A 25,907-nucleotide genomic window follows, 5' to 3' on the forward strand; every position below is an offset into this window, starting at 1 on the left:
GCCCGCTCGGCGCCAGAGGCACCCTGGGCGTCGAGCACTTGTCGGGTGAGGGACAATGAAGGCTCTGTCAGGGCGGGTTGCATGAGGGGACGCATGTCGGAGGCGGAGCGGGCGGGGACATCCCGTACGGACAAGAGCGCACGTCTCCTCGCCGGGCGGTACCGGCTGGGAGACGTGCTCGGCCGCGGCGGCATGGGGACGGTGTGGCGGGCAGAGGACGAGACCCTGGGACGCACGGTCGCCGTCAAGGAGCTGCGGTTTCCGGGGAACATCGACGAGGAGGAGAAGCGGCGCCTGATCACGCGCACGCTGCGCGAGGCCAAGGCGATCGCGCGGATCCGCAACAACAGCGCCGTGACGGTCTTCGATGTGGTCGAGGAGGACGACCGGCCGTGGATCGTGATGGAACTCGTCGAGGGCAAGTCGCTCGCCGAGGCCATCCGTGAGGACGGTCTGCTGGAGCCGAAGCGCGCGGCGGAGGTCGGCCTCGCCGTCCTCGACGTCCTGCGCTCCGCGCACCGCGAGGGCATCCTGCACCGCGACGTGAAGCCGTCGAACGTACTGATCGCCGAGGACGGCCGGGTCGTCCTCACCGACTTCGGCATCGCCCAGGTGGAGGGCGACCCGTCCATCACCTCCACCGGCATGCTCGTCGGCGCCCCCTCCTACATCTCCCCGGAGCGGGCCCGCGGCCACAAGCCGGGACCGGCCGCCGACCTGTGGTCGCTCGGCGGGCTGCTGTACGCGGCGGTGGAGGGCTCCCCGCCCTACGACAAGGGCTCCGCGATCGCGACGCTGACCGCGGTGATGACGGAGAACCTGGAGGAGCCGAAGAACGCCGGCCCGCTGCGGGACGTCATCTTCGGGCTGCTCAACAAGGACCCCGCCCAGCGGCTCGACGACGCCGGTGCCCGCGCGATGCTCAACAAGGTCATCCACGCCCCGGACAGGGCGGCCGAGACCGAACCGGCCGACGCCACCAAGGTGGTGCCGCTGCCGCCGCAGCCGGACGAGCGGACACGCCGGGGCGGTTCGGCGGGCGCCGGGGGCAAGCGGGGCGAGGAGGCCGGGGTGCGGCTGCGCGGGGCGCTGCGCTCCGTGCGCAAGGCCGCCGTCGGGGCGGGCACGGCCGGTGCCGCGGCTGCCTCCCGTACCAAGCAGGGCGGGGCCGACCGGGCCGTGCCGGGTGCCACCGGATCCGCTGGTGCCGCCGGACCCGCTGGTGCCGCCGGAAGCTCCGGACCGGCCGGATCCGCCGGGGCCTCCGCCGCCCGGGCTTCCGCGGGGAAGGGTTCCGCCGCCGCCTCGCGTGGGCCCGGGGCCGCCGCGCCGGTGACGGGTGCGGGCTCCGGTGCGGGAGCGGGTGCGCAGCCCGGTGCGTCGAACGCGCCGGCGGGCGCCCGGAGTTCCGGCTGGCCCGTCGTACCGCCGCCGGACCTGCCGCCCCGGCCCGTGCGCCGGGCGCCGCTCACCGACGTGGTGCCGCGCCGGACGCTGGTGATCATCGCCGTGGTCGTGGCGCTCGCCGTCCTCGGCACCGTGCTGGCCCTCACCCTCGGCGGCGACGACGAGAACGGGGCCACGGGCGGAAGCGGTGACAAGGCCGTCGCCTCCGCCACCACGAGCGGCGACACCGGGCAGGACGAGGAGAGCGGGACCGGTACCGACGGTTCCGCCTCGGATCCGGCGGCGGACGGGTCCCCGGGCTCCGGAGCGAGCGCCTCCGGCGACGCCGGGGCCGGATCCGCTCCGGACGATGACGACGACGCCGAAGAGTCCGGCGACGACGAGGGCGCGGCCGCCACCCACCAGGGCAAACAGGGCTACAGCATCGGACTGCCCGAGGGCTGGAAGTACCAGTCCACGGGCTCCGCGGGCGACCGGTTCACCGGTCCCCAGGGGCAGAAGCTGCTCGTCGCCTGGACGTCCACGCCCAAGGGCGACCCGGTCGCGGACTGGAAGAACCAGGAGCGGTACATGGTCCGCTCCCAGTACAAGAAGATCCGCATAGAGAAGGTCGGCTACCGCGGCTGGAACGCGGCCGACTGGGAGTTCACCTACACGGACGGCGGCACCAAGTACCGCACCGTGGACCGGGGCTTCGTCGTCAACGACCACCAGGGCTACGCGCTCATGTACACGGCGAAGGCCGCCGACTGGGACAGTGACCTGCGCCGGGACGCCTGGCGGACCCTGACGAAGACCTTCCAGTCCAAGTCCTGAACCCGCGGGCCCCGGGTTTGAGCGGCCCGATATCTGGCATCCCCTCTTTGTGGGTTGCCTCCGGCACGTATCGTGAGTGCTTGCGAACCGTACGCAGCCGGAACGGCCCGCCGGGCGAACGGAATTGACCGACGGGCTGCCGGGGGTGGCGACGTGGACGACTATGCGGGACGGGTGCTCGCCGACCGCTACCGCCTTCCCCTGCCGCCGTCCGACGAGTACGAACTCACCGAGAGCCGGGCCTTCGACACCTACAGCGGGCAGGAAGTCCTGGTCCGCCAGGTGCCGTTGCCGGAGGTCGTCGAGGCCGAGGTGCTCGACGCGGACGGCCTGCCCGAGGGCTTCACGGCCCGGGACGGCGGCGTCCGGCACCCCGGGAGGCGGCCGTCGGACGCGCGCGGTGGCACCCGGCGGCCCGTCGACCCGGTGGTGCGTCGTGCCGTCGAGGCGGCACAGGCCGCGGCCGCCGTCCCCGACCATCCGCGTCTGGACCAGGTCTTCGACGTGTTCGCCGAGGGCGGTTCGCTGTGGATCGTCAGCGAACTGGTGGCGGCCAGGCCGCTGGCCGCCCTGCTCGCCGAGCAGCCGCTGACGCCGTACCGGGCGGCCGAGGTGGCCTCCGACGTCCTCCTGGCCCTGCGGGTGCTGCACTCGTACGGCTGGGTGCACCGCAACATCACCGCGCGCACGGTGCTCGTCTGCGACGACGGGCGCGTGATGCTGACCGGCCTGGCGGTCGGGGCGGCGGAGGAGGCGCTGTGCGGCTACGACCCGGTCCCCGCCCCCGAGGGCGAGGAGGACCGGAGCACCGCGGTCGCCCCTGACGGGACCTTCGGCCGGGGCGGTGGCGCGGAGAGCGGGGTCCTCGGTCCTGGTGGTCCTGGTGGTCCTGGTGGTGCGGGGGGTGCGGGGGGTGGCGCTCGGACTGGGGCTGGGGCTGGGCTTCCCGGCTCCGGCGGTGCGGGTATCCGGCTTCCCGGCCCGCTGGGTGCGGGTCCCGGAGTCACCGCTCCCGGGGGTGTGCGGACCGGCATTCCGGGCCCGGGCGGCGCCGATCCCGAGGCCGCCCGGCGGGCCGCCATCGAGGCGCGGTCCGTGGGCGGGTTGCCGGTGACCGGTGCCCAGCGGCCGGGCGGCCCCGCCGGGCTCGCCCCCGCGCCGTCCGACGCCGGTGGAGACGCTCGCGCCGCGCGCGCCGGGGCGATCGCCGCCTACCGCGCCGGCGCCAGGGCGGCCGCCCGCGTCCAGGAGGCGCAGAACGGCCGCGCGGCCCTGCCCGGCGCCCGCCCCGCCCCCGACGGCGCCACCGACACCGCCCAGCGGTCCCGCACCCCCGGCACGCCCTCCTTCGGCGCGCAGCCCACCGAGGCGGCCGGCCACGGAGCCGCGCCGCCCGGGCAGATCGACGACCCCTACGGCGTACGTACGACCTCCTGGCACGGAGCCACACCTCGCCCCACCGGCGACCCGGCCCCCACCACCCCCGCCCCCATCACCACCACCTCCGTCACCCCCACCACCTCCACCGGCCCTTCCTCCCCCTCCGCGCCCACCGCCGAGGGCCCCGGGCCGACCGCCGGGCACTGGGACGACCTGATGGCCCGCACCCCCGCGTCGCGCGGTCCGGCCACCGCACTCGCCGCCGAACGGGCACGCCAGACGCGGATGGCCGTGGTCGGGCCGGTGACCGAGCGCTGGGCGCCGGAACAGGCCGGTCCGGTGCACGAGAACTGGCAGCTCGCCGCCCCCATCGGACCCGCCACCGACCTGTGGGCGCTGGGCGCGCTGCTCTTCCGCGCCGTACAGGGGCACGCGCCCTACCCGGAGGAGTCGACCGCCGAGCTGGTGCAGATCGTGTGCGCGGAGCCGCCGGCGTTCGCCGAGGAGTGCGGACCGCTGCGGCCGGTCGTGGAGTCGCTGCTGCGTCAGGACCCCACCGAACGCATCGACTTCGAGGAACTGAGCGGCTGGCTGCGCTCGCTGGTGCGGTCCGCGCCCGAACCGGAGGCCGGCCTGCACGTCATCTCGGCCCCGCCCGCCGAGACCGGCCGGCTGCCCATCGTGCGCCGCCGGGGCGAGCTGGTGCGCAGGCGGCGCGCCGGGCTGCCCGCGCACCACGGACGGCACAAGCGGGGCAGACAGGAGACGTCCCGTTCGCCGCGCAGCCTCGGCCGGACACTGCTCCTGCTGATACTGCTCGCCCTGGCCGGAGCCGTCGCCTACGCGATGTTCCTCATGCCGAAGGGCGACACGAGCGGCACCGGCGCCACCGACCGGACGGGCGCCGCGGGCGAGGCGAGCCCGGCGCCGCCCGACGGGTCCCCGGACGTCAGCGGCGAGCCCCGGCCGGAGCAGACGTCCCCCAAGTCCGACCCCAGTGCCTCGCAGTCGGAGACCGGCTCCACCGAGACGCAGACCAACGACCCCGACGTCGCCGACGGGTTCACGCTGCGCAAGGACGCCGAGGGCTTCAGCGTCGCCGTCGCCGAGGGCTGGGACCGCACGCCCCGCAACGGCAGCGGCCAGGTCGTCTACGCCAAGGGCGACTTCGAGCTCATCGTCGTACCGGGCCGGGACCGCGCGTCCGAGTTCGGGGACGACCCGATGGTCTACCAGCGCGACGGCGAACCCGAGCTGGAGTCGTACCGCGCCTCCAGCTGGGCCACCTCCAGCGGTCTGAAGACCATAGAGGTCGGCGGACGGACCATGGCGGAGGGGCAGTTCACCTGGACCGCCGCCGACGGGGGCGAGCTGTACGTGCGCAACGTCGCGACGCTGATCGACGGGCGCTACCACGTGGTGCAGATGCGCGGCCCGGAGGCGGAGCGGGAAGAGGTGACCCGGTTGTTCGAACAGGCCTCGACGACCTACCAGTACACGGGCTGAGGGCAGTTCGGCCCGATGGTTGCCTCCTGTCACGGAAAGCGACAACCGTCACAGAGCGGTTTCCAGGGCACCCCACCCGTTCCCCGAGCGGGGCTCGGTCCCTAGTCTGGCCCTGACAAGAGCATTGCGGGGCAACGTGAATCAGATGCAGGGCCGGCTCGTCGCGGGCCGTTACCGGCTCGGCGAGACCATCGGCAGCGGCGGCATGGGCCGGGTGTGGCGCGCGCACGACGAAGTGCTGCACCGGACCGTCGCCATCAAGGAGTTGACCGCCGCGCTCTACGTCTCCGAGAGCGACCAGGCGATCCTGCTGACGCGCACCCGGGGCGAGGCGCGCGCGGCGGCGCGGATCAACCACTCGGCCGTCGTCACCGTGCACGACGTACTCGAACACGACGGCCGGCCCTGGATCGTGATGGAGCTGGTCGAGGGCCGCTCGCTGGCCGACGCGGTCAAGGAGGACGAGCGGGTCGAGCCGCGTGAGGCGGCCCGTGTCGGACTGTGGGTACTGCGGGCCCTGCGCGCCGCGCACACCGCCGGCGTCCTGCACCGCGACGTCAAGCCCGGCAACGTACTGCTCGCCGACGACGGCCGGGTGCTGCTCACCGACTTCGGCATCGCGCAGATCGAGGGCGACTCCACCATCACCCGGACCGGAGAGGTCGTCGGCTCCGTCGACTACCTCGCGCCCGAACGGGTGCGCGGCCACGACCCCGGCCCCGCCTCCGACCTGTGGGCGCTCGGCGCCACGCTGTACACGGCGGTGGAGGGCAGGTCGCCGTTCCGCCGCACCTCACCGCTCACCACCATGCAGGCGGTCGTCGAGGAGGAGGCCACCGAGCCCCGGTACGCCGGAGCGCTCGGGCCCGTCATCAGCGCGCTGTTGCGCAAGGATCCGGCCACGCGGCCCGACGTGACCGAGACCGAGCAGATGCTCGCGGAGGCGGCGGAGGGACGGCGGTCGAACGCGGCCCAGGCGTACGTGCCGACGCGGTACTCGGGCTCACGGGGGCAGAGCGACACGCCCCGCCCCGGGGCACCGGGTCCGGCGGGCGGGACCACCGCGACGCCGTACCAGCCGATGACCGGCCCCACGTCGGTCGGCCCTCCGGCGGGCGGCCCCACGGCGGTCGGCTCCACGGCCATGGGCCATCCACCGGTGGGCGGCACCGCGCCGATGGGTCACCCACCGATGGGGCACGCGACGGGCGGCACCGTGCCGATGGGCCACACACCGGCGGGACATCCGCCGACCGGAGGCACCCCGCAACGCTCCCGGCGACGCCGCCTGCGCACGCTCGTCCTGATCGTCGCCGTCGCCGCCCTCATCGGCGCGGGCACCGCAGTGCTGCTGCAACAGCGGGGCCGGAGCGGCACGGAGGCGGGTCCGGGCACCACCGAATCCCCGTCCGCGTCCCCGTCTCCCTCCGCCTCCGCCACCTCCGGCAAGAACCCCGGCGGTTCCGTCCCGGCCGGCTGGGTCCGCCGGGACGACCCGGTGGGTTTCAGCCTCTACCTGCCCGAGGACTGGCAGCGGGTGCCGTTCGACGAGGACGGCGAGCTCCAGCAGATCGACTACACCCCCGACAACGGGAACCACTTCGTACGCATCGCCGTCGACACCGCTCCCGACTACAGCGACCCGTACGCCCACCAGCTCGACCTCGATCTGCAGCTCCAGCAGCGCCTGGTCGACTACCGGCGTGTCGGCCTGGAACGGACCACCTACCGCGACCACGACAGCGCCCGCTGGGAGTACACCTGGACCGCGCTGCCGAAGGACACCGAGTTCCCCGGTCCGCGCCGCGCCGTCGAGGAGACGTACATGTCCCGGGACGGCGTCGAGTACGTCATCTTCATGGCGGGGCCCGTCGAGGACTGGGAGACCACGCGGCAGCAGTTCCGGACGGTGTTGCAGAGCTGGCAGGAGAAGACCGCCTGACCGTCCGAACCGCGCCGTGCGACGGCCGGAAGCCGTCGCGGCCGCGTCCGGGCGCCCGTCGGTTGTCGGCCACCCGGGTCGCGGCGGCCCGGAGCCGCCCCGTCCGGTGGGGCATCATGGAACGCATGATGACCGAGGGGGCGGGCGGGCGTGTCATCGCGGGCCGTTACCAGCTCCATGAGCGGCTCGGCCGCGGCGGCATGGGCATCGTGTGGCGGGCGACCGACCAACTGCTCGCGCGCGAGGTGGCCGTGAAGGTGCTCCCCCTCGACGAGACCCTCTCGGCGGCCGAGGCCCGGCGGCGCCGTGAGCGCACCCTGCGCGAGGCCCGCGCGGTGGCCCAGCTGAGACACCCTCATGTCATCGTCGTGCACGACGTCGTCGAGGACGACGAACGCGCGTACATGGTCATGGAGCTGGTCGACGGCGGCTCGCTCGCCGACCGCGTCCTCGGCCAGGGACCGGTCGACGCCACGGAGGCGGCCCGGATCGGCATCGCCCTGCTCGACGCCCTGGGCACCGCTCACGCGGCCGGCATCCTGCACCGGGACGTGAAGCCGTCGAACGTGCTGGTGGCCGAGGACGGCCGGGTCGTCCTCACCGACTTCGGCGTGGCGCAGGTCGCGGGCGCCACCACCCTCACCGAGACCGGCTCCTTCGTCGGCTCTCCCGAGTACACCGCCCCCGAACGGATGTCCGGCGCCGGGACCGGGCCGGAGTCGGACCTGTGGTCGCTGGGCGTGCTGCTGTGCGCGGTCCTCAGCGGTGCCTCGCCCTTCCACCGGGACTCGCTGGGCGGTGTCCTGCACGCCGTGGTCACCGAGGAGATCCACCCGCCCGCGCAGGCCGGGCCCCTCCTCCCGGTCGTACGGGGCCTGCTGGAACGCGACCCGGAACGGCGGCTGGACGCGGCGGAGGCGGAACGGATGCTGCGTGCCTTCCTGTCCACGGGCCGTACGCCCGCGCCGCCCGGCAGCGGCGAGCCCCGGCGCGTGACGCGGGGCGTGCTCATGGCGGTCCTGCTGGTCGTCGCGGCGGCGGGCGCGGGTGTCACGGCGGCGGCACTGCTCGCGGACGGCGACGGAAGCGGGGGCGGGGGCGGTACGCCGACGAGTTCGGCACCCGTGACGCCGACGACGGAGCCGACAGCGGAACAGCCGACAGCGGAACAGCCGACAGCGGAGCAGACCGGAGAGCAGACGACGGAGCAGACGACAGCGCCGACGTCACCGTCCGGGGTCTCCTCCGGGGTGTCTCGCGACGCCTCCTCCGACGTGTCCTCGGGAGCTTCCTTCGTGTCCGCGCCCCCGTCGGAGCCCCCGCAACACACCTAAACAGGAGATAAGCGGCAGCGCGCGTCACGGGTCTGTGACCGCGCGCCACGGGTGGTGGATACGGACGCGCCCGGCGCGATATGGATGGACCCATGAGCAGCAACGGGGGACCCCGCAACGGGTCGGACGAGCCGACGAGTTTTGGCCTGCAACCACCGAATCCACCCGTCGCCGTGCCGCATCCCGGCAACCCGTACGCGGCACCCACCCAGGTGGTGCCGCCCCAGTCGTCACCGTCGCCGCAGTCGGCGTTCCCGTCCCCGTCGGCGTCGCGGCCCGGGCCCGCGGAGTCGCCCACGCGGGACCCGGGTGCCGATCGGCTCATCGCCGGCCGCTACCGGCTGGTCGCCAAGCTCGGGCACGGCGGCATGGGCACGGTGTGGCGGGCCAAGGACGAGACCGTGGACCGCGAGGTCGCCGTCAAGGAGCCCCGCGTACCCGACCACCTCCCCGAACGCGAACGGGACAACGCCTTCGAACGGATGCGCCGCGAGGCGCGCGCCGCGGCCCGGCTCGACCACCCCGCCGTGGTCAACGTGCACGACGTGGCCGTGGTGGACGACCAGCCGTGGATCGTGATGGAGCTGGTGCGGGGCCGCACGCTGGGCGACGCGTTGCAGGAGGGCACGCTGGACGCGCGCGAAGCGGCCAGGGTCGGCCTGGAGGTGCTCGGCGCGCTGGAGGCCGCGCACGCGGCCGGCATCCTGCACCGGGACGTGAAACCGGACAACGTACTGCTCGGCCGGCACGACCGCGTCGTCCTCACCGACTTCGGCATCGCCCAGATCGAGGGCGAGACCAGCCTGACCGACACCGGCGGCTTCGTCGGCTCGCCCGAGTACATCGCCCCGGAACGGGTGCTGGGCCAGCGCCCCGGCCCGGCGAGCGACCTGTGGTCGCTGGGCGTGGTGCTGTACGCGGCGACGGAGGGCGTCTCGCCGTTCCGCCGCAGCAACACCCCCGCCACGCTCCAGTCCGTGCTCAACGCCGCGCCCGCGCCGCCCGCCTCGGCGCGGGGGCCGCTGGCCGAGGTCATCACGGGCCTGCTGGACAAGGACCCGGCGCGCCGCCCGGACGCCGCCCGGGTCCGGGCCCTGCTGGACGCCGCCGCGAACCCGCCGGCGCCGGCGCCCACCCAGGTCGTACGGGTCGCCGAGGGGCACGGACCGTCCGGGCCGGGGTCCAGGTGGAGCGTCCGGCTGGGCCGCAACGCCTGGATCACCCTCGGCGCGGTGGTCGTCGCGGCGGCGGTGGCGTCGTACCTGGTGGTCGCGGCCCCCTTCGCCGGGCCCCTGCCGGAGGGCTGGAAGAAGCACGAACTCCCCGGCAAGGCGGGCATGAGCGTCGCGGTGCCGGCCGACTTCGTGAAGCCGAAGAAGCACGCCGACGACTGGGACGGCACCAACGAGACGTTCACCGACCCGAGCGGGATGGTCGTCGTCCACGTGGACCGGGACATCAAGGCCGACGACGAGGACGGCGAATTCCCCGCCACCGCGAGCGCCCACGCCTGGGCGGACTGGGACAGGCTCAAGGACGGCGACTACTCCCAGGACATCGCGACCACCCCCGCTCCCAAGGGTGAACCGGTCGAGGCCGAGTACAAGGGCGACAAGGCCGCCGAGAACACCGTCGAGTACACGACCACGGACTCGCAGAACCCGCGGGACCGCGAGTACCACGTGCTCTACTACACGGCCGAGAACGGCGACAACTACCGGGTCTCGATCGACTACCCCGGTAGCGGCTACTTCGCCGACGAGGGACGCGAGATCGCCCGGACGGTGGTCGCCAACTGGGAGGTCGGGAATTCCTGAGGGCAGCCTCGCCCCGTAACGCGCTGATCAGCGGGTTTGTTGCCAGCGATCACTGGCGTTGTGTGAGCACTCGGTGAATCCCGATTACCGACGGGTACACAAAGCCCTCGCGGCGTCATACCCTGCGGCTCATGACGGATGCGCACGCCCCGGAACTGACCGGCACGAACCCTCTCGCCCCCGCCCCCGAGGGCGCCCGCACCGCTGCCGACGTGGTCACGCCCGAGCTGGTAGCCCAGCTCACCAAGGGCGTGGCCGGCTCCGGTCGTACCGCCAACCACACGCCGTTCACCGGCGAGAGGCTGGCGGACCTGCCCGAGTCGACGCCCGAGGACGTGGCCGGCGCCTTCGAGCGGGCCCGCGCCGCCCAGGCCGTGTGGGCGCGCATCCCGGTGCGGCAGCGCGCCGCCGTCCTGCTGCGCTTCCACGACCTGGTCCTGGAGCGCCAGGCCGAGGTCCTCGACCTCATCCAGCTGGAGACCGGTAAGGCCCGCCTGCACGCCCACGAGGAGGTGCAGGCCGTCGCCGTCGCCGCCCGGCACTACGGCCGCAAGGCGCCCGCGTATCTGCGGCCCAGGCGGCACACCGGCGCCGTACCGACCCTGACGAAGGTCACCGAGCTGCGTCACCCGCGCGGCGTCGTCGGCCAGATCGCTCCCTGGAACTACCCGCTGGAACTGTCCGTCGGTGACGCCCTCCCCGCGTTCGTCGCGGGCAACGCGGTCGTCATGAAGCCCGACACCGAGACCTGCCTGACCGCCCTGTGGGCCCGTGACCTGCTCATCGAGGCCGGGCTGCCCGCCGAGGTCTTCCAGGTCGTCCTCGGTGACGGCCCGGTCGTCGGCCCCGAGGTCGTCAGGCACGCCGACTACGTCTCCTTCACCGGCTCCACCCGCACCGGCCGCGAGGTCGCCCAGGGCGCCGCCGCCCGCCTGGTCGGAGTCTCCCTCGAACTCGGCGGCAAGAACGCCATGCTGGTCCTCCGGGACGCCGACATCGAGAAGGCCGCCGCGGGCGCCGTCCGCGCGTGCTTCTCCTCCGCCGGGCAGCTCTGCATCTCCATCGAGCGGCTCTACGTCCACGAGTCGGTCGCCGACGCCTTCCTGGAGCGCTTCGCCGCCCGCACGAAGGCCATGCGTCTCGGCACCTCCCTCTCCTACGGCGCCGACATGGGCTCGCTGGTGGGCCGACGGCAGCTGGAGACCGTGCAGGCGCACGTGGCGGACGCCGTGGAGCGGGGCGCGAAGCTCGTCGCCGGCGGCGTCGCCCGCCCGGACATCGGCCCGTACTTCTACGAGCCGACCATCCTCGACGGGGTCGTCGCCCCCATGACCGTGTGCACCGAGGAGACCTTCGGCCCGGTCGTCTCCGTCTACCGGTTCAAGACCGAGGACGAGGCGGTCGGACACGCCAACTCCACGCCGTACGGTCTGAACTCCTCGGTCTGGACGAAGGACGCCCGGCGCGGCCGCGACGTCGCGACCCGCCTGCGCACCGGCACGGTCAACATCAACGAGGGCTACGCGCCCGCCTACGGCAGCGTCCAGTCCCCGATGGGCGGCATGAAGGACTCCGGCCTCGGCCGCCGGCACGGCTCCGAGGGCATCCTCAAGTACACCGAGGCCCAGACGGTCGCCCACCAGCGGCTGCTGCCGATGGCGCCGTCGCTGGGGATGGACGACGCCGCGTACGCGGCCTTCATGAGCCGGAGCCTGCGCCTGATGAAGGCGTTCCGCCTCCGCTGATCCGCCTGCGCCGGCCCCCGCCCGCGCTGGTCCGCCCCGCTGATTCCCCAACCAACGCCCGTTCTCGACGAGGAGAGCACGTGTCGCAGGAGAAGTCCGTCCAGGCCCGGGACGAGCACGGGTACGACTACGACGTCCTCGTCGTGGGATCCGGCTTCGGCGGCTCCGTGTCCGCCCTCCGCCTGACGGAGAAGGGGTACCGGGTCGGCGTCCTGGAAGCGGGCCGCCGCTTCACCCGGGAGTCGCTGCCGAAGAACTCCTGGGACCTGAGGAACTACCTCTGGGCCCCCAGGCTCGGCATGTTCGGCATCCAGCGCATCCACCTGCTCGGGAATGTCATGGTCCTGGCAGGCGCCGGTGTCGGCGGCGGTTCCCTCAACTACGCCAACACCCTCTACGTGCCGCCGAAGCCCTTCTTCGACGACCCCCAGTGGCGTGGCATCACCGACTGGCACGACGAGCTGACGCCGTACTACGACCAGGCCCGGCGGATGCTCGGCGTCCGCCTCAACCCGACGATGACCCCCTCCGACGTGCACCTGAAGGCCGCCGCCGAGCGGATGGGCGTCGGCGACACCTTCCACATGGCGCCGGTCGGCGTCTTCTTCGGCGACGGCGAGGACGCCGACGGCACGACGGAGGCGAAGCCGGGGGAGCGGGTGGCCGACCCCTACTTCGGCGGCGCGGGCCCCGACCGCAAGGCGTGCAACGAGTGCGGCGAGTGCATGACCGGCTGCCGGCACGGCGCGAAGAACACCCTCAACGAGAACTACCTCTACCTCGCCGAGAAGGCGGGTGCCGTCGTGCACCCCATGACGACGGTCGCCTCGGTCACCGAGGACTCGCGCGGCGGGTTCGCGATCGCGACCCTCCCCACCGACCGCCGGAAGAAGGGGACGGGCCGCACCTTCACGGCCCGCCGGGTCGTCATGGCCGCAGGCACCTACGGCACCCAGACCCTGCTGCACCGCATGAAGGCCAACGGACAGCTCCCGCACATATCCGACAGGCTCGGCGAGCTGACCCGCACCAACTCCGAGGCCCTGGTCGGCGCCCAGACCGACGACCGGCGCTACCGCAGGGCCACCGGCGAGTCGCGGGCCGACTTCACGCGCGGCGTCGCCATCACGTCCTCGATCCACCCGGACGCCAACACCCACATCGAGCCGGTCCGTTACGGCAAGGGCTCCAACTCGATGGGCGGCCTGTCCATCCTCCAGGTCCCGTACGCCGGCCAGACCGCCTCGGGCGCGTCCCGCGTCCTGGGCTTCCTGGGCCACGCGGTCAGGCACCCCACGCTGGCCCTGCGCTCCCTGTCGAAACGGCGCTGGTCCGAGCGGACCATCATCGGCCTGGTCATGCAGTCACTGGACAACTCCCTGACGACCCAGCTGAAGCCGACGGGCGTCGGCAAGGGCCTGCTCACCGCCCACCAGGGCCACGGCTCGCCCAACCCCAAGCAGATCAAGGCCGCCACGGAAGGCGCCTCGGCCCTCGCGGCCGAGATCAACGGCTTCGCCGGCTCCAACGTCGGCGAACTGATGGGAACCCCGCTCACCGCGCACTTCCTGGGCGGCTGCCCGATCGGCGCCTGTCGCGAGAGCGGCGTCATCGACCCGTACCACCGGCTCTACGGCCACCCGGGCATCTCGGTCGTCGACGGCGCCGCGGTCTCGGCGAACCTGGGCGTCAACCCGTCCCTGACCATCACGGCACAGGCCGAGCGCGCGATGTCGTACTGGCCGAACAAGGGCGAGAGCGACCCGCGCCCGGTCCAGGGAACGGCGTACGAGCGCCTGCCCGCCGTCGAGCCCAGGGCTCCGGCGGTCCCGGCGGAGGCCTTCGGCGCGCTGCGACTGCCGTTCCTGGGGATACCGACGGTGCCGCCGAAGAAGTAGCGGACGCAACGGCCGCGGTCACCGCACGGAACGCACAGAAGGACCTGCGCCCCCCTCCGAGCGCAGGTCCTTCCCGCCTTGCGGCGGGCCGTGCCGGCCCCGCCGGTTACGCCTCGGCGCCGGCCTTACGGCGCCGCACCGCGAACACCGCGCCGCCACCGAGGACGACGGCGAGTCCGCCGACGAGTCCGACCATCGGCAGCGCGGAGCTGGAACCGGTCTCGGCGAGGCTGCCGGTGACCTTCGGGGTGTTGCTCGCCGGCTTCTTCACGCTGACGGGCGCCTTGCCGCCTTCCTGCGGCTTGGTGCCGTCCGTGTCCGTGCCTGCGGCCACGATCTGGAACCCGTAGGAGACGTCACCGAAGCCGGTGCACTCGCTGTCGGCGTCGCCGTAGATGGTCGCGCCGAGCGTGAAGCCGGCGCCGACGGGAGCGTTGGCCTTCACGTTGATCCGCATCGGGATGTCGACCTCGTAGTCGGGCGCCAGCTCGTCGGTGTAACCGACGTAACCGATCGCGTAGCCGAACTCGTTGAGGTCCTCCCAGATCTTGTCGTCGGGGTTCCAGGCCTGGAGGCTGACCTTCTTGCTCTCGAACAGCTCCTCGCCGTCCCGGTCGGCGGAGGCGCCGGCCAGGTACTGGAGGTTCTGCAGCGTGGAGCCGGAGTTGTTGGCCACGTTCAGCGAGAACTTGTGCCAGCCGCTGCCCGCCGCGATCTTGCCGGGCAGACCCGCGATGTTGACGTCGACCTTGCTGTTCTTGCACTCGGACGGCTCGGGGTCCGGAGTCTCCGTCTCCTCGGGAGCGGAGGTGCTCGGCGACGGGTCCGCGGGCGCGGTCGTGGTCGTCTCCGACCCGCTGGGAGCGGGCGTGCCCTCGTCGTCCGTCTCGGTCGGGGACGTGCTCACCGAGTCGCTGGGAGCGGGCGTGGTCTCGCTCGTCGACTCGCTCTGGGACGGTGACACCCCGGTGGACGGGTCCGTGGTCGGCTCACCCGTGGAGCTGCTGGACGTGGCGGTCGGGGACGGTGACGCGTCACCGGTCGCATAGGCGGCCGGGGCGGCGAGCAGCGCGACCGGGGTGATCACTGCCGTGGCGGCCGCTGCCGCCATGGCGCGACGAAGCTTCATGAAGACCTCAGGTGGTCCGGCGTACCGCGTGCGGCGATACGGGAGAGTCAGGGAGGCCTCCGCTGTGGGGCGCGGGTGTGGCCCTTGGTTCAGTCCGTACGCCTGTTTGATCAGTGAAACCTGTGAATGGTTGCCCCCGAACTCACAGAACCTTTATGTGGCCTGCGTCACTAGCGGCAGGCTGGGGAACTGGTGGTGGAAGGGGAAGGCGAGGGCATGGCGAAGGGCCCCGCGGGATGTGCGCCGCGGGGCCCTTCCTCGGCCAGCACCGGCGTCAGGGCGGCGCCGGTGCCTCGGAAGCGGCGCCGGGGGGTCGCGCCGCTGGCTTCGAATGGCGATGCAGGTGAGGATGACAGTGCAGGTGAGTGGGCCGAGGGGGACTCGGCCGCCCCGTCGGCCGGCCCCGGGCGTCCCTGGAGCCGGCCGTTCTCTTGGGTGACCGGGCTGCTGTCCCCTGCCGTCCGGTCACTTTCCTGGAGCGAGGTCCCACGACGTACGGCACGGCCGTCCGTCTCATCGCTCCAGCGAGCCACGCGTGGTTCTTTCGGGCCCGCCCCTGGCTGACACGGACACCAGGACCAACGAGGCCGCTCGCGTCCTGGTCACGCGCCGTACGGGTGAGAAGGTGTCCGAACTGAGTTGCGACACTCAGACGCGCCCCCGGCACAGCTCCAGCATCGTCATCGCCAGTGCCGTCCCCGGCCTGCCCAGCGCCTGGCGGTAGTGGTCGAGGACCTCCATCTCGCGGGAGAGGTTCACGCGACGGCCGCCGGAGGTGATGCGCGCCTCCTGGATGACGGCGGAGACGGCCATCCGTTCCTGGATGAGCCCGATGATCCGGTCGTCGAGGGCGTCGATGCGTTCACGTGCGCCGGTGATCACGTCGGCGGCCTCGGCGGTGCGGGCCCCGGTCTTGTCGGCCGCGGTGCTCGTGCCCGCCGCGGTGCTCGTGCCCGCCGCGTTGCTCGTGTCGGCCGTGGTGCTCTTGTCTGCTGCGGTGACGGTCATGTCGGTGGCTCCTCGTCGAAGGGCGGTGGTGCCCCCCGGAGCGACAGGACCCGGAAACGCCAGGCGCCCCGGGCCTTGTCGGCCCGGGGCGCCTGGGAAGTCGCTTGTCAGTTGCTCAAGCAGCACGACCATGGCAGCCGGTGGGCCGGTTGCCATAGGTAAAGAGGAAGGTCTGGTGCGTGAGCATGGGTCCAGTATGCCCCGGGGACGGACGGTGTCCAAGCCGGTTCGCATGGTGAGACCGGGAGGAGGGGCGGCCGCGGCGCCGTGGCCGGGGCGGGGCCACCTGCCCGTCTCGGTAGAATCGGCAGTACAAGACCCCCGCCCGACCGCCGGAAGGCACCCCGTGTCATCAGCGACTCCCGCTGCCGCCGCCCCCGACACCGTCCTGGTCGTCGACTTCGGCGCGCAGTACGCCCAGCTCATCGCCCGCCGTGTCCGCGAGGCGCGGGTCTACAGCGAGATCGTGCCGAGCTCCATGCCGGTCGCGGAGATGCTCGCCAAGAACCCGGCGGCCATCGTCCTCTCCGGCGGCCCCTCGTCGGTGTACGAGCCCGGCGCCCCGACCGTCGACCGCGCCCTGTTCGAGGCCGGCGTCCCCGTCTTCGGCATGTGCTACGGCTTCCAGCTCATGGCGCAGACCCTCGGCGGCACCGTCGACAACTCCGGCGCCCGTGAGTACGGCCGCACCGAGCTGTCGGTCTCCAAGCCGTCCTCCACCCTCTTCGAGGGCACCCCGGCCGAGCAGGCCGTGTGGATGTCCCACGGCGACGCCTGCTCCGCCGCCCCCGAGGGCTTCACCGTCACCGGCTCCACGGACGTCGTCCCGGTCGCCGCCTTCGAGAACGACGAGAAGAAGCTCTACGGCGTCCAGTACCACCCCGAGGTGATGCACTCCACGCACGGGCAGCAGGTGCTGGAGCACTTCCTGTACCGGGGCGCGGGCCTGCGCCCGGACTGGACCACGGACAACGTCATCGAGGAGCAGGTCGCGGCGATCCGCGAGCAGGTCGGCGACCGGCGCGCCATCTGCGGCCTGTCCGGCGGCGTGGACTCCGCCGTCGCCGCCGCCCTCGTCCAGAAGGCCATCGGCTCCCAGCTGACCTGCGTCTACGTCGACCACGGCCTGATGCGCAAGGGCGAGACCGAGCAGGTCGAGAAGGACTTCGTCGCCGCGACCGGCGTGCAGCTGAAGGTCGTGGACGCGAGCGAGCGGTTCCTGAACGCGCTGGCCGGGGTCTCCGACCCCGAGGAGAAGCGGAAGATCATCGGCCGCGAGTTCATCCGCGTCTTCGAGCAGGCCCAGGCCGAGATCATCGCCGACGAGGGCCCCGCCGTGGAGTTCCTCGTCCAGGGCACGCTCTACCCGGACGTCGTCGAGTCCGGCGGCGGCACCGGCACGGCGAACATCAAGTCCCACCACAACGTCGGCGGGCTCCCCGAGGACCTCGAGTTCCAGCTCATCGAGCCGCTGCGCCAGCTGTTCAAGGACGAGGTCCGGATGGTCGGCCAGGAGCTCGGCCTGCCGGACGAGATCGTCCAGCGCCAGCCCTTCCCGGGTCCGGGCCTCGGCATCCGGATCGTCGGCGAGGTCACCAAGGAGCGGCTCGACCTGCTCCGCGAGGCCGACGCGATCGCCCGCGAGGAGCTGACCGCGGCCGGCCTCGACCGTGACATCTGGCAGTGCCCCGTGGTGCTGCTCGCGGACGTCCGCTCCGTCGGCGTCCAGGGCGACGGCCGTACCTACGGCCACCCGATCGTGCTGCGGCCCGTCTCCTCCGAGGACGCGATGACGGCAGACTGGTCCCGGCTGCCGTACGACGTGCTCTCCAAGATCTCGACGCGGATCACCAACGAGGTCAAGGACGTCAACCGGGTCGTCCTCGACGTCACCTCGAAGCCCCCGGGGACGATCGAGTGGGAGTGATCCCCGGCCCTATGCGCGCCTGACCGTGCGCAGGGGCTCCCCGGGCTGCCAGATCTGAACGACCAGGGCGGCACCCTCGACGCAGGTCCGCACGACCTCCGTCAGCTCGGTACGGAAGAGGTGGAACGGCTCCGGCGGTTCCACCTCTTTCACGTACGCGGCCCGCCTCTCGGGGTCCTCGACCTCGATCGCCCGGCCGCCGATCCGTACGTCCCCACCGCCCATGCCGGTGCCGTCGCCCGGATTCGCCTGCAACGCGAACCGAGGGTCACGGCGCAGGTCGAGCGCCTTCAGCGAGCCCGGCATCATGCCGAGCCACAGCTCGCCGCCCAGGAAACGCACCTCCAGCCCGGTGGTGCGGGGCGAGCCGTCCTTGCGCAGGGTGGCGAGGGTGTGGTGGGTGTACGCGCCGAAACGCGCTTCGACGGTGGCGGCCAGCGCGGGTTCTGCGGCGGCGAACTCGGCCCAGTTGGCGTCGGTGCTCGATGTCATACACCGAGTGTGGATCCAAAACCGGACACCTTCTGTCGGGTATCGAACTCAGAATCTCCGGAACTCAGAATCTCCGGAACTCAGAATCTCCGGAACTCAGAAAGTCCGGAGTACGGCCGCCTTGGTCATGGCGAACTCCGCGTCCGTGAGCACGCCGCTGCGATGCAGGTCGCCCAGCTCTCGCAGCCGACGCAACAGGACGTCGTGATGATCGGCCGGGGGCGGCACCGCGGTCGGTAGGGCGGTCGGTACGACGGTCGGCTCGGCGTTTCGTGCGGCGGGTGGTGGTGAGTCGGTCGCGTGCCGCCGGGACGCATCGTGGGCAGGGGCCGACGGATGCGGCAGCCGGGCCGTGACCGCGGTGGCGATCAGCGCGGTGAGCAGATCGCGGCGGGCGCTGCCCCACAGGTCCAGGGCGTACGGGTCCTTCTGGGGCGGCAGCGTGGCGAACGCCGTCTCCCGGGTCACGAACCGCAGGAAACCGTCCTCCGCCCCCGAGTTGGGCAGCCACTCGACCTGCGTGAGATCGCCGACGGCGATGATCCGCGCTCCGGCGGCGCGCTTGACCCGGTCGGAGGTGTCGGCCCAGTCGATCCGGACCTGGGTGCCGTCGAAGGAGACCGTGCCGTCCGAGGAACGCGCCGAGACCGGCACCGGGGGCCCGGGCAGCAGATAGGCCATCGTGGGTTCCCTGGGGATCCGGTCGAGGAGCAGCGCGTGGCGGATCTCCTCGGCGACGTACTCGGCGACCCCGCCACGATCGGTCTCCACCGTCAGCCGGTACGGGTCCGCCGCGTCGGGCAGCCGGCCGCCGGTCGCCTGGAGGAGGGGGTCGGCGCCCTCACGCAGCCGCAGCCGCAGTCGCCCGCGTTTGCGTTCCGGCTCGACGGCGACGCCCGCGACGGCCTCCAACGGCACCGAGACCTCTCCGTACGTCTGCCGGAACAGCGACACCGAGCGGTGCCGTCCCGGTGTGATCCGTACCGTACTGCCGTCGAACGCCCAGGTCCCGTCGCGCTGGATGATCTCGGCCATAAGGGAATTCTCGCAGTCGGGTCAACATGGCGGTCCGCGTGTCACCCGCGCTGAGCAGAGCGGACCGGGGGCGGCAGGCGCGCGGGGGGTGGTGTACGGCACAATTCGCTGTCGTCCCATGGGACTTACGGGTTCTGCCGCAGGTGGTTCCTTGGTTGTCGTTGCTGGATTTTCGCAGGGGTTCGGGAAGGCGGGCGTCGGTCGTGGCGGTGCAGGAGGCGAGACGCGGGAGCGGCTCGGACAAAGGCGCGTACGAGGCGGCGCACGGGGGCGGCTGCACGTGCGGGGACTGCCCGCACGGTGCCCGTGAGGGGCACCGCCGGGCGGTCGCCGCGTTCCTGGTCAGGCGGGACGAGTTCGCCGCCGGGCAAGGCCTGCCGGCCGCGGTGGCCCACTCGGCCTCCGCCTCCCGGCAGTGGGTCTCGGAGGAGCTGACCCAGTCCGCGGGGCTCGTCGCCGAACGCGGTCGCGCCGAGGGCCGGGCGTGGCTCGCGGGCCTGGGGCACCGTACGGCGGCCGTCGTGTGGGCCGCGGTCGTGCTGCTGCTCCTCGGACAGTCGCTCACCGCGATCGGGTCCGGCTGGACGGCGGCGCGCACCGCCGGGCTCGCGGCGGCGCTGGTCGTGGCCGGTGCGCTGACGGCGGCGTCGTGGTTCCACCGGGCGCGGGGCGGGGCGCTGGCCCCGGTCATCGGCGAGGACAACCGCCTGTCCACGTCCCGGGCGGTGGCGGCGGTCTGGGTGCTCTTCGTCGCCTACGCGGTGCTCGTCCTGGCCGGGCAGCTGGCGGTGGCCTCGGGGCACGGCCGACGGGACGCGCTGATCTCCGGGCTCGAACTCGCGCGCGGCGCCGGTGCGGTGACCGTCCTCGCGGTGGTGTGCGGGATCGCGGTCCTGGTACGGCGGGTGGTCGGCCTGCGGGTGCTGGGACAGCGGCTGCAGAAGGTGCGGGCGGACCGCCCGCGCGCGGCGGACCTGCTGACGGACGACGCGGGACGCGGGTCCTTCGCCGACATCCAGTACGTGGTGATCAGCACCGTCGCCCTGGTGTTCGCGGCGGTCCGGCTGGCCCGGCGCCCGGAACAACTGCCCGACCTGCCCTGGGGGCTGGCGGTCGTGGTGCTGGTCTCGGCGGCGACCTACGTGGCGGGGAAGTACGCGGAGGGCGGGCGCCCCGTGATCCTCTGCGTGGTCCGGGCACGGGAGGCCGGTGACCTGGACGCCCCGATCCGCACCGGCGACGACATCGAGATCCGCGGCGCCGGCTTCGTACCGCCGGGCGCCCAGGGTGCGGACCGGCTGTCCCGGATGGTCGTCCGCATCGGCGCGGTCAACGTCCACGTGCCCCTGGTCCCCGTGGCGGGCGGCTTCAGCAACCCCACGGACGACCTGTTGACGGTCCCGGTGCCCGCGGACGTGGAACCGGGCCGGGTGGACGTCCAGGTGATCACGAGCGCGGGTGTGGAAACCAACCGGTGCACCATCGACGTGACGGACTGACACCCGGCCGCGCCCGCTGCCGACCGGCAGCCTCTCGGCACGGAAGTCCGCCGACACGGAAGTCCGCCGGCACGGAAGTCCGCCGGCACGGAAGCCCCGCCGACACGGAGTCCGCCGAAGCCGAAGTCTGTCGAAACCGACAGGAAGAAACCGGTCGAAGGAGGATTGAGCGGGGCCTCCGTGTCGTACGTATGGTCTGTTGAGGGGTCTCGGCACGCGCGGGCGAGAGGCGGCTGGCAATGATGACTCACGGTATGCGGACGGATGCGTACACCTCGCGTCCGGGCGGCGGCGGAGACTGGCGGGACCACGCCACGCGCTACGCCCTTCTGCCCCTACGGATCTTCCTGGGGATCACCTTCATCTACGCGGGCCTGGACAAACTCACCGACAGCGCCTTCATGAAGGACTCGGGCGCCGGCTCCGTCGGCGACATGATGCGCACCGTCCGCGATTCCTCGGCCATCCCCTCCCTGGTCGACCTCGCCCTCAAGAGTCCCGCCGGTTTCGGCTACGCCATCGCCCTGGGCGAGCTGGCCGTCGGCATCGGCGCTCTGCTCGGTCTGCTGACCCGGCTGGCGGCGCTCGGCGGGGCGCTGATCTCGCTCAGCCTGTGGCTGACCGTCAGCTGGGCCTCCGACCCGTACTACTACGGCAATGACCTCGCCTACTTGATGGCCTGGACCCCGCTCGTCCTGGCGGGCGCCCCGCTGCTGTCCCTGGACGCCGTCCTGCGCTCCCGGCGACGACAGCGGACGGGCGGCGGGTACCAGTAGGCTCCGCCGCGTCGACCGGTGAACCGTGCCGGTCCTGTCGGTGGAGCCGGCGGAGTCGGTGGTCGGCGGTGTCGGTGGTCGGCGGTCGGAGTGGCCACCGATGACCGGCTCGGAGCACCCTCGGACGGCTCGGGGTGTCCTCCGAGGGTCCGTCGCGCGAATGCGTGAACTATTGCCGCCGAGTGTTCACGTCCCGCTCGTTTGAGCGGTCGGACCGCACGGGGGCGGCCCGCGGTTGCCGGCCGTCCGAGTCCGAGCACCGCCGGCTGTCACCCCGAGAGGTCCGCCCGGGGCCCTCCTTCCTTCGCCGCGCGGAGCGTCCCACGGCGTCGGTGTACGGCCCAGGTGCAGACTCCGACCGCTCCCGCGGTGCAGAGCCCGCCCACGACGACGGGGATCACCACGAACCACGGAGTGTCCCAGAGCCCGCCCGCGTCGCCCGCGTAGATGGCGCCCGCCAGGGTCAGGAAGAAGCCGGCGACCAGCCGTCCCGGCTGGAAGCTATGACGCAGCACGGGTCACCTCCGCCTGTCCGACGCTGACCTGGAGATCGAGGTCGAGCGTGCCGGCGTCCTTGCCGCCCGTGGTGGGGGGCAGGGTGATCTCCTTGTGCTTGCCGGGTGCCACGTCCACGTCCTTCTTGTCGTCGCCGGGCAGCTGGATGTCTCCCACGCCGACCTGAACGCTCAGCCGCACGGTCACGTCCTGCGGCACGACGACCCGTATTCGGCCCAGGCCCACGTCGGCCCGAGTGGTCACCGTCTGCCCCTCGGCCAAGTCCAGCCCGGACAGGTCGAGGGTGCCGCTGCCGGCACCGATGTCGTACTGCTCGCGCACGCCGGCCACTGTCGTGGGCTCCCAGGTGGTCCGGACCCACTCCGTGCCGACGTCCTTCGGCACGGCCGCCGTCCCGGCGAGCAGACCCGCCGTGATGACCGCCAGGAAGATCGAACCGGCTCCCGTGCGTCCGATGAAGGCGCTGACCGCGATGCCGACGCCGAATACGGCGAGCGCGCAGGCCAGGCCGGTCTGCAAACTGGTGCCGAGCGGCTGCTCGTCCCAGGTCAGCCGGGTGCCGAGGAAGCCCGCGAGCAGGGCGAGGAGGAAGACCCAGCCGCCGATTCCGCGAGGCCCGCGCGGCTGCGGATACCGCGAACGCCGGTCGCCTGTGGCGGCGCGGTCGCCGCCCTGGGCTCCGCGGCCGATGTTGACGGCCGCCGCGATGTCACGCTCCTCGGAGTCCGGTGGGCCCCACAGATATCCCGTCCCGCCGATGTGGGTGCCGTCCTTGACTATGGGGTCGCGCCACCAGGAGGGCCAGGTGAACATGATCGGCGGCGCCTGGGCCTCCGGCGGGGCGTCGGCGACGGCCTGGGCGGAGAGAGGATCGGGGGCGGGGGCCCTGCGCTGCCGGGACCAGTAACCGGCGCCCGCGAGCAGGAGGGAGAGGACGACGCCGAACGTCAGCACCCCGCCGTTGTTCAACATGGTCAGGAAGACCCCGCAGCCGACCAGGGCGAACAGCACGGCCGCCAGCGCATGGCCGTCGACCCGGCCGGTCAGCAGCTTGCGCACCTCGTTCTCGTCCTCGTCGTCGTAGGGGACGAAGAGCCAGGCGAAGCCGTAGAAGATGAGGCCGATGCCGCCGGTCGCGGAGAGCACCGCGAGGGTGATCCGGAAGATGACCGGATCCATGTCGCACTGCCGTCCGAGGCCCGCGCACACCCCGGCGAACGTCTTGTGCCGCCGGTCGCGCCGGAACTTGTGCGGCGGACCGGGGACCTCGGTGCCGGCGGGGACGCCCGCCTCGGCTGCGACACCCGCGGCATCCGCGGCGGGCGCGGCATCCTGCGGCCCGGCGCCCCGCGGTGGGCGCGGGCCGGGACCGGGTCCCGGACCCGTCGCGGCGTGCTCGTGATCTGTCATGAGTCCATGGTGACGGGCGCGGCGCCGTGACGGCAGGCGGTTCGACCCTGGTCGGACCCTGATATCAGCCCTGACGCGAGGCCGGGGGAACGTTCGAAGCACCGGGGGCCCGAAGATCAGGGGAGTCTCGGGGACCGACCCTGATGCTCCGGCTCCCACGGCCGTGTGACCATCAGTGTCATGCCGGAAGCCGCAGCAGCACCACTCCTCGAACCGTGGCCGCCGCGCAAGCTCTACCGCAGCAGCGACGGACGCTGGCTCGGTGGCGTGGCGCGGGGGCTCGCCGGGCACCTCGGGCTGCCCGTCATCTGGGTACGGTTCATCTTCGTAGGCCTGTTCATGGCCGACGGTCTCGGCGCGCTGCTGTACGCCGCCTTCTGGTTCTTCGTACCGCTGGGCGTCGGCGGCGTCGACGCCCAGCGGCCGCCCTCCCTCGTCACCTCCGAGACCTCGCCGGACGGCCGCCGCAGACTCGTCACCCGCAAGCCCGACAGGGGCCAGATCGTCGCCCTGCTCCTCATGGTCGTCATCGCCCTGGTCTTCGTGGGGAACGTCGACCTCGGTGGTGGAGCCAAGGCCTACCTCTGGCCGACGGTGCTCGTCGGTGCGGGCGTCGCCCTCGTCTGGCGCCAGGCGGACAACGCCCGCCGGGCCCGCTGGGCCGAGGTGGGCCGCCACCGGCGCACCGTCACCCTGCTGCGCTCCGTGGCCGGCGTCCTGCTGGTGACCGCCGGTGTCACCGGCATCTTCGTTTTGCAGGGGTCCGCCGCCCACCTCGGCTCCGTCCTCCAGGCGGCCCTCGCCGTCCTCGTCGGGATAACGCTCCTCGCCGGCCCCTACCTGGTGCGGATGACGCAGGACCTCTCGGAGGAGCGGCTGATGCGCATCCGGGCGCAGGAGCGGGCCGAGGTCGCCGCCCACGTCCACGACTCGGTGCTGCACACCCTGACCCTGATCCAGCGCAACGCGGAGAGCCCGGGCGAGGTGCGCCGCCTCGCCCGGGCCCAGGAGCGCGACCTGCGCGCCTGGCTCTACAAGCCGGAGGGCAACGGCAAGGACGAGGACGACGAGCCCACCACCCTCGCCGAGGCAGTGAAGCGCAACGCCGCGGAGGTGGAGGACAAGCACGGCGTCCCCATCGAGGTCGTGGTCGTCGGCGACTGCCCCCTCGACGACAGAATCGCGGCACAGATGCAGGCCGGACGCGAGGCGATGGTGAACGCCGCCAAGTACGGTGGCGAGGGCGGCGCCGTTCAGGTCTTCGCCGAAGTCGAGGGCAGGACGGTCTTCGTGTCCGTCCGGGACCGAGGCCCCGGCTTCGACCTCGACTCGATACCCGCCGACCGGATGGGTGTCAGAGAATCGATCATCGGCCGCATGGAACGCAACGGCGGCACTGCGCGGCTGCGCGCGGTGCCGGACGGCGGCACGGAGGTCGAGCTGGAGATGGAGAGGGCGGAGAAGACGTCATGAGCGACCCGACCGAGGCGAACGGAAACACGGGAGCGGGCGAGGCAGCCCAGCCCGCACAGCCGGCGAACGGCGGCGCGGCGGAGCGTCACGTACGCGTGGTGCTCGTCGACGACCACCGCATGTTCCGCACAGGCGTCCAGGCCGAGATAGGCCAGACCGCCGAGACCGGCGTCGAGGTCGTCGGCGAGGCCGCCGACGTCGACCAGGCCGTCACGGTCATCACCGCGACCCGGCCGGAGGTGGTCCTCCTCGACGTACACCTCCCGGGCGGCGGCGGTGTCGAGGTCCTGCGCCGCTGCGCCCCCTTGATGAGTGACGCGGAGCAGCCCGTCCGCTTCCTCGCCCTGTCCGTGTCGGACGCGGCGGAGGACGTGATCGGCGTGATCCGTGGCGGCGCCCGGGGCTACGTGACCAAGACGATCACGGGTACGGACCTGGTCAACTCCGTTTTCCGTGTCCAGGAGGGCGATGCCGTCTTCTCCCCGCGCCTGGCCGGTTTCGTCCTCGACGCGTTCGCCTCCACCGACGCCCCGCCGGTCGACGAGGACATGGACCGCCTCACCCAGCGCGAGCGCGAGGTGCTGCGCCTGATCGCCCGTGGCTACGCGTACAAGGAGATCGCCAAGCAGCTGTACATCTCGGTCAAGACGGTCGAGTCCCATGTCTCGGCGGTTCTGCGCAAGCTCCAGCTGTCCAACCGCCACGAGCTGACACGGTGGGCGACTGCGCGGCGGCTGGTGTGAGCATGCGGGGTGGTCGGGCGAAGGGGGATGCGTCCGCACAGACTCCCTGACGCG

At 72.7% G+C, this 25,907-nt stretch carries 18 protein-coding genes; 12 read left to right on the plus strand and 6 right to left on the minus strand.

What is annotated here, in order from left to right; genetic code table 11:
* Nucleotides 1-93: 93 nt before the first annotated feature.
* From ACH4NX_RS15060 to ACH4NX_RS15090, 7 genes are all read left to right on the plus strand, one after another.
* The gene (locus tag ACH4NX_RS15060) at nt 94-2,223 is read left to right on the plus strand and encodes a serine/threonine-protein kinase (protein WP_398127175.1); all 2,130 of its coding nucleotides are present in this window, start codon (nt 94-96) and stop codon (nt 2,221-2,223) included.
* Between the two features lie 153 nt (nt 2,224-2,376).
* Nucleotides 2,377-5,109 carry a protein kinase gene (locus ACH4NX_RS15065; RefSeq protein ID WP_398127110.1) on the plus strand — a complete coding sequence of 911 codons (2,733 nt, stop codon included), beginning with the start codon at nt 2,377-2,379 and terminating at the stop codon, nt 5,107-5,109.
* A 145-nt stretch (nt 5,110-5,254) separates the two neighbouring features.
* The gene (locus ACH4NX_RS15070) at nt 5,255-7,051 is read left to right on the plus strand and encodes a protein kinase (protein ID WP_398127111.1); all 1,797 of its coding nucleotides are present in this window, start codon (nt 5,255-5,257) and stop codon (nt 7,049-7,051) included.
* 116 nt (nt 7,052-7,167) lie between these two features.
* Nucleotides 7,168-8,385, plus strand: coding sequence for a serine/threonine-protein kinase (locus ACH4NX_RS15075; protein ID WP_351399615.1), 1,218 nt, complete (start codon nt 7,168-7,170; stop codon nt 8,383-8,385).
* A gap of 92 nt (nt 8,386-8,477) precedes the next feature.
* A complete protein-coding gene (locus ACH4NX_RS15080; RefSeq protein WP_398127112.1) occupies nt 8,478-10,202 on the plus strand; it encodes a serine/threonine-protein kinase in 1,725 nt (574 codons plus the stop codon).
* 131 nt (nt 10,203-10,333) lie between these two features.
* Nucleotides 10,334-11,947: a succinic semialdehyde dehydrogenase gene (locus ACH4NX_RS15085; RefSeq protein WP_398127113.1), complete on the plus strand. Its 1,614-nt coding sequence runs from the start codon at nt 10,334-10,336 to the stop codon at nt 11,945-11,947.
* 80 nt (nt 11,948-12,027) lie between these two features.
* Complete coding sequence (locus ACH4NX_RS15090) at nt 12,028-13,845, plus strand: GMC family oxidoreductase (protein ID WP_351399622.1); 1,818 nt, start codon at nt 12,028-12,030, stop codon at nt 13,843-13,845.
* A gap of 106 nt (nt 13,846-13,951) precedes the next feature.
* Here ACH4NX_RS15090 and ACH4NX_RS15095 read toward each other — a convergent pair whose 3' ends face one another.
* Nucleotides 13,952-14,974 (minus strand): LAETG motif-containing sortase-dependent surface protein, encoded by a 1,023-nt coding sequence (locus tag ACH4NX_RS15095; protein ID WP_351399624.1) that lies wholly within the window; start codon nt 14,972-14,974, stop codon nt 13,952-13,954.
* 648 nt (nt 14,975-15,622) lie between these two features.
* Entirely contained in the window at nt 15,623-15,982 is a 360-nt protein-coding gene (locus tag ACH4NX_RS15100; RefSeq protein ID WP_398127114.1) for a chorismate mutase, read from the minus strand.
* Nucleotides 15,983-16,328: 346 nt separating this feature from the next.
* Here ACH4NX_RS15100 and guaA point away from each other — a divergent pair, with 346 nt between their 5' ends.
* Nucleotides 16,329-17,909 carry a glutamine-hydrolyzing GMP synthase gene (gene guaA, locus ACH4NX_RS15105; protein WP_351399628.1) on the plus strand — a complete coding sequence of 527 codons (1,581 nt, stop codon included), beginning with the start codon at nt 16,329-16,331 and terminating at the stop codon, nt 17,907-17,909.
* A gap of 9 nt (nt 17,910-17,918) precedes the next feature.
* Here guaA and ACH4NX_RS15110 read toward each other — a convergent pair whose 3' ends face one another.
* Together ACH4NX_RS15110 and ACH4NX_RS15115 are read right to left on the minus strand one after the other, a co-directional pair.
* Entirely contained in the window at nt 17,919-18,401 is a 483-nt protein-coding gene (locus ACH4NX_RS15110; RefSeq protein WP_351399631.1) for a pyridoxamine 5'-phosphate oxidase family protein, read from the minus strand.
* 96 nt (nt 18,402-18,497) lie between these two features.
* Nucleotides 18,498-19,436 carry a DUF4429 domain-containing protein gene (locus tag ACH4NX_RS15115; protein ID WP_351399632.1) on the minus strand — a complete coding sequence of 313 codons (939 nt, stop codon included), beginning with the start codon at nt 19,434-19,436 and terminating at the stop codon, nt 18,498-18,500.
* Between the two features lie 203 nt (nt 19,437-19,639).
* Here ACH4NX_RS15115 and ACH4NX_RS15120 point away from each other — a divergent pair, with 203 nt between their 5' ends.
* Together ACH4NX_RS15120 and ACH4NX_RS15125 are read left to right on the plus strand one after the other, a co-directional pair.
* Nucleotides 19,640-20,935, plus strand: a complete 1,296-nt coding sequence (locus tag ACH4NX_RS15120) for a hypothetical protein (protein ID WP_398127115.1) — start codon at nt 19,640-19,642, stop codon at nt 20,933-20,935.
* A 254-nt stretch (nt 20,936-21,189) separates the two neighbouring features.
* Nucleotides 21,190-21,711 carry a DoxX family protein gene (locus tag ACH4NX_RS15125; protein ID WP_351399636.1) on the plus strand — a complete coding sequence of 174 codons (522 nt, stop codon included), beginning with the start codon at nt 21,190-21,192 and terminating at the stop codon, nt 21,709-21,711.
* 269 nt (nt 21,712-21,980) lie between these two features.
* Here the strand turns inward: ACH4NX_RS15125 and ACH4NX_RS15130 are convergent, their stop codons facing one another.
* Nucleotides 21,981-22,226, minus strand: coding sequence for a hypothetical protein (locus tag ACH4NX_RS15130; protein WP_351399638.1), 246 nt, complete (start codon nt 22,224-22,226; stop codon nt 21,981-21,983).
* Entirely contained in the window at nt 22,213-23,637 is a 1,425-nt protein-coding gene (locus ACH4NX_RS15135) for a PspC domain-containing protein (protein ID WP_351399640.1), read from the minus strand. Before ACH4NX_RS15135 ends, ACH4NX_RS15130 begins: the two co-directional genes overlap by 14 nt.
* A gap of 180 nt (nt 23,638-23,817) precedes the next feature.
* Between ACH4NX_RS15135 and ACH4NX_RS15140 the strand changes: the two genes are divergently transcribed.
* Both ACH4NX_RS15140 and ACH4NX_RS15145 read left to right on the plus strand, forming a co-directional pair.
* Nucleotides 23,818-25,110, plus strand: a complete 1,293-nt coding sequence (locus ACH4NX_RS15140; RefSeq protein ID WP_351399642.1) for a PspC domain-containing protein — start codon at nt 23,818-23,820, stop codon at nt 25,108-25,110.
* Nucleotides 25,107-25,853: a response regulator transcription factor gene (locus ACH4NX_RS15145; RefSeq protein WP_351399644.1), complete on the plus strand. Its 747-nt coding sequence runs from the start codon at nt 25,107-25,109 to the stop codon at nt 25,851-25,853. The genes ACH4NX_RS15140 and ACH4NX_RS15145 overlap by 4 nt, the downstream gene beginning before the upstream one ends.
* The last annotated feature ends 54 nt before the right edge of the window (nt 25,854-25,907 follow it).

This window comes from Streptomyces sp. NPDC017225 (assembly GCF_044331465.1).
GTDB lineage: Bacteria > Actinomycetota > Actinomycetes > Streptomycetales > Streptomycetaceae > Streptomyces.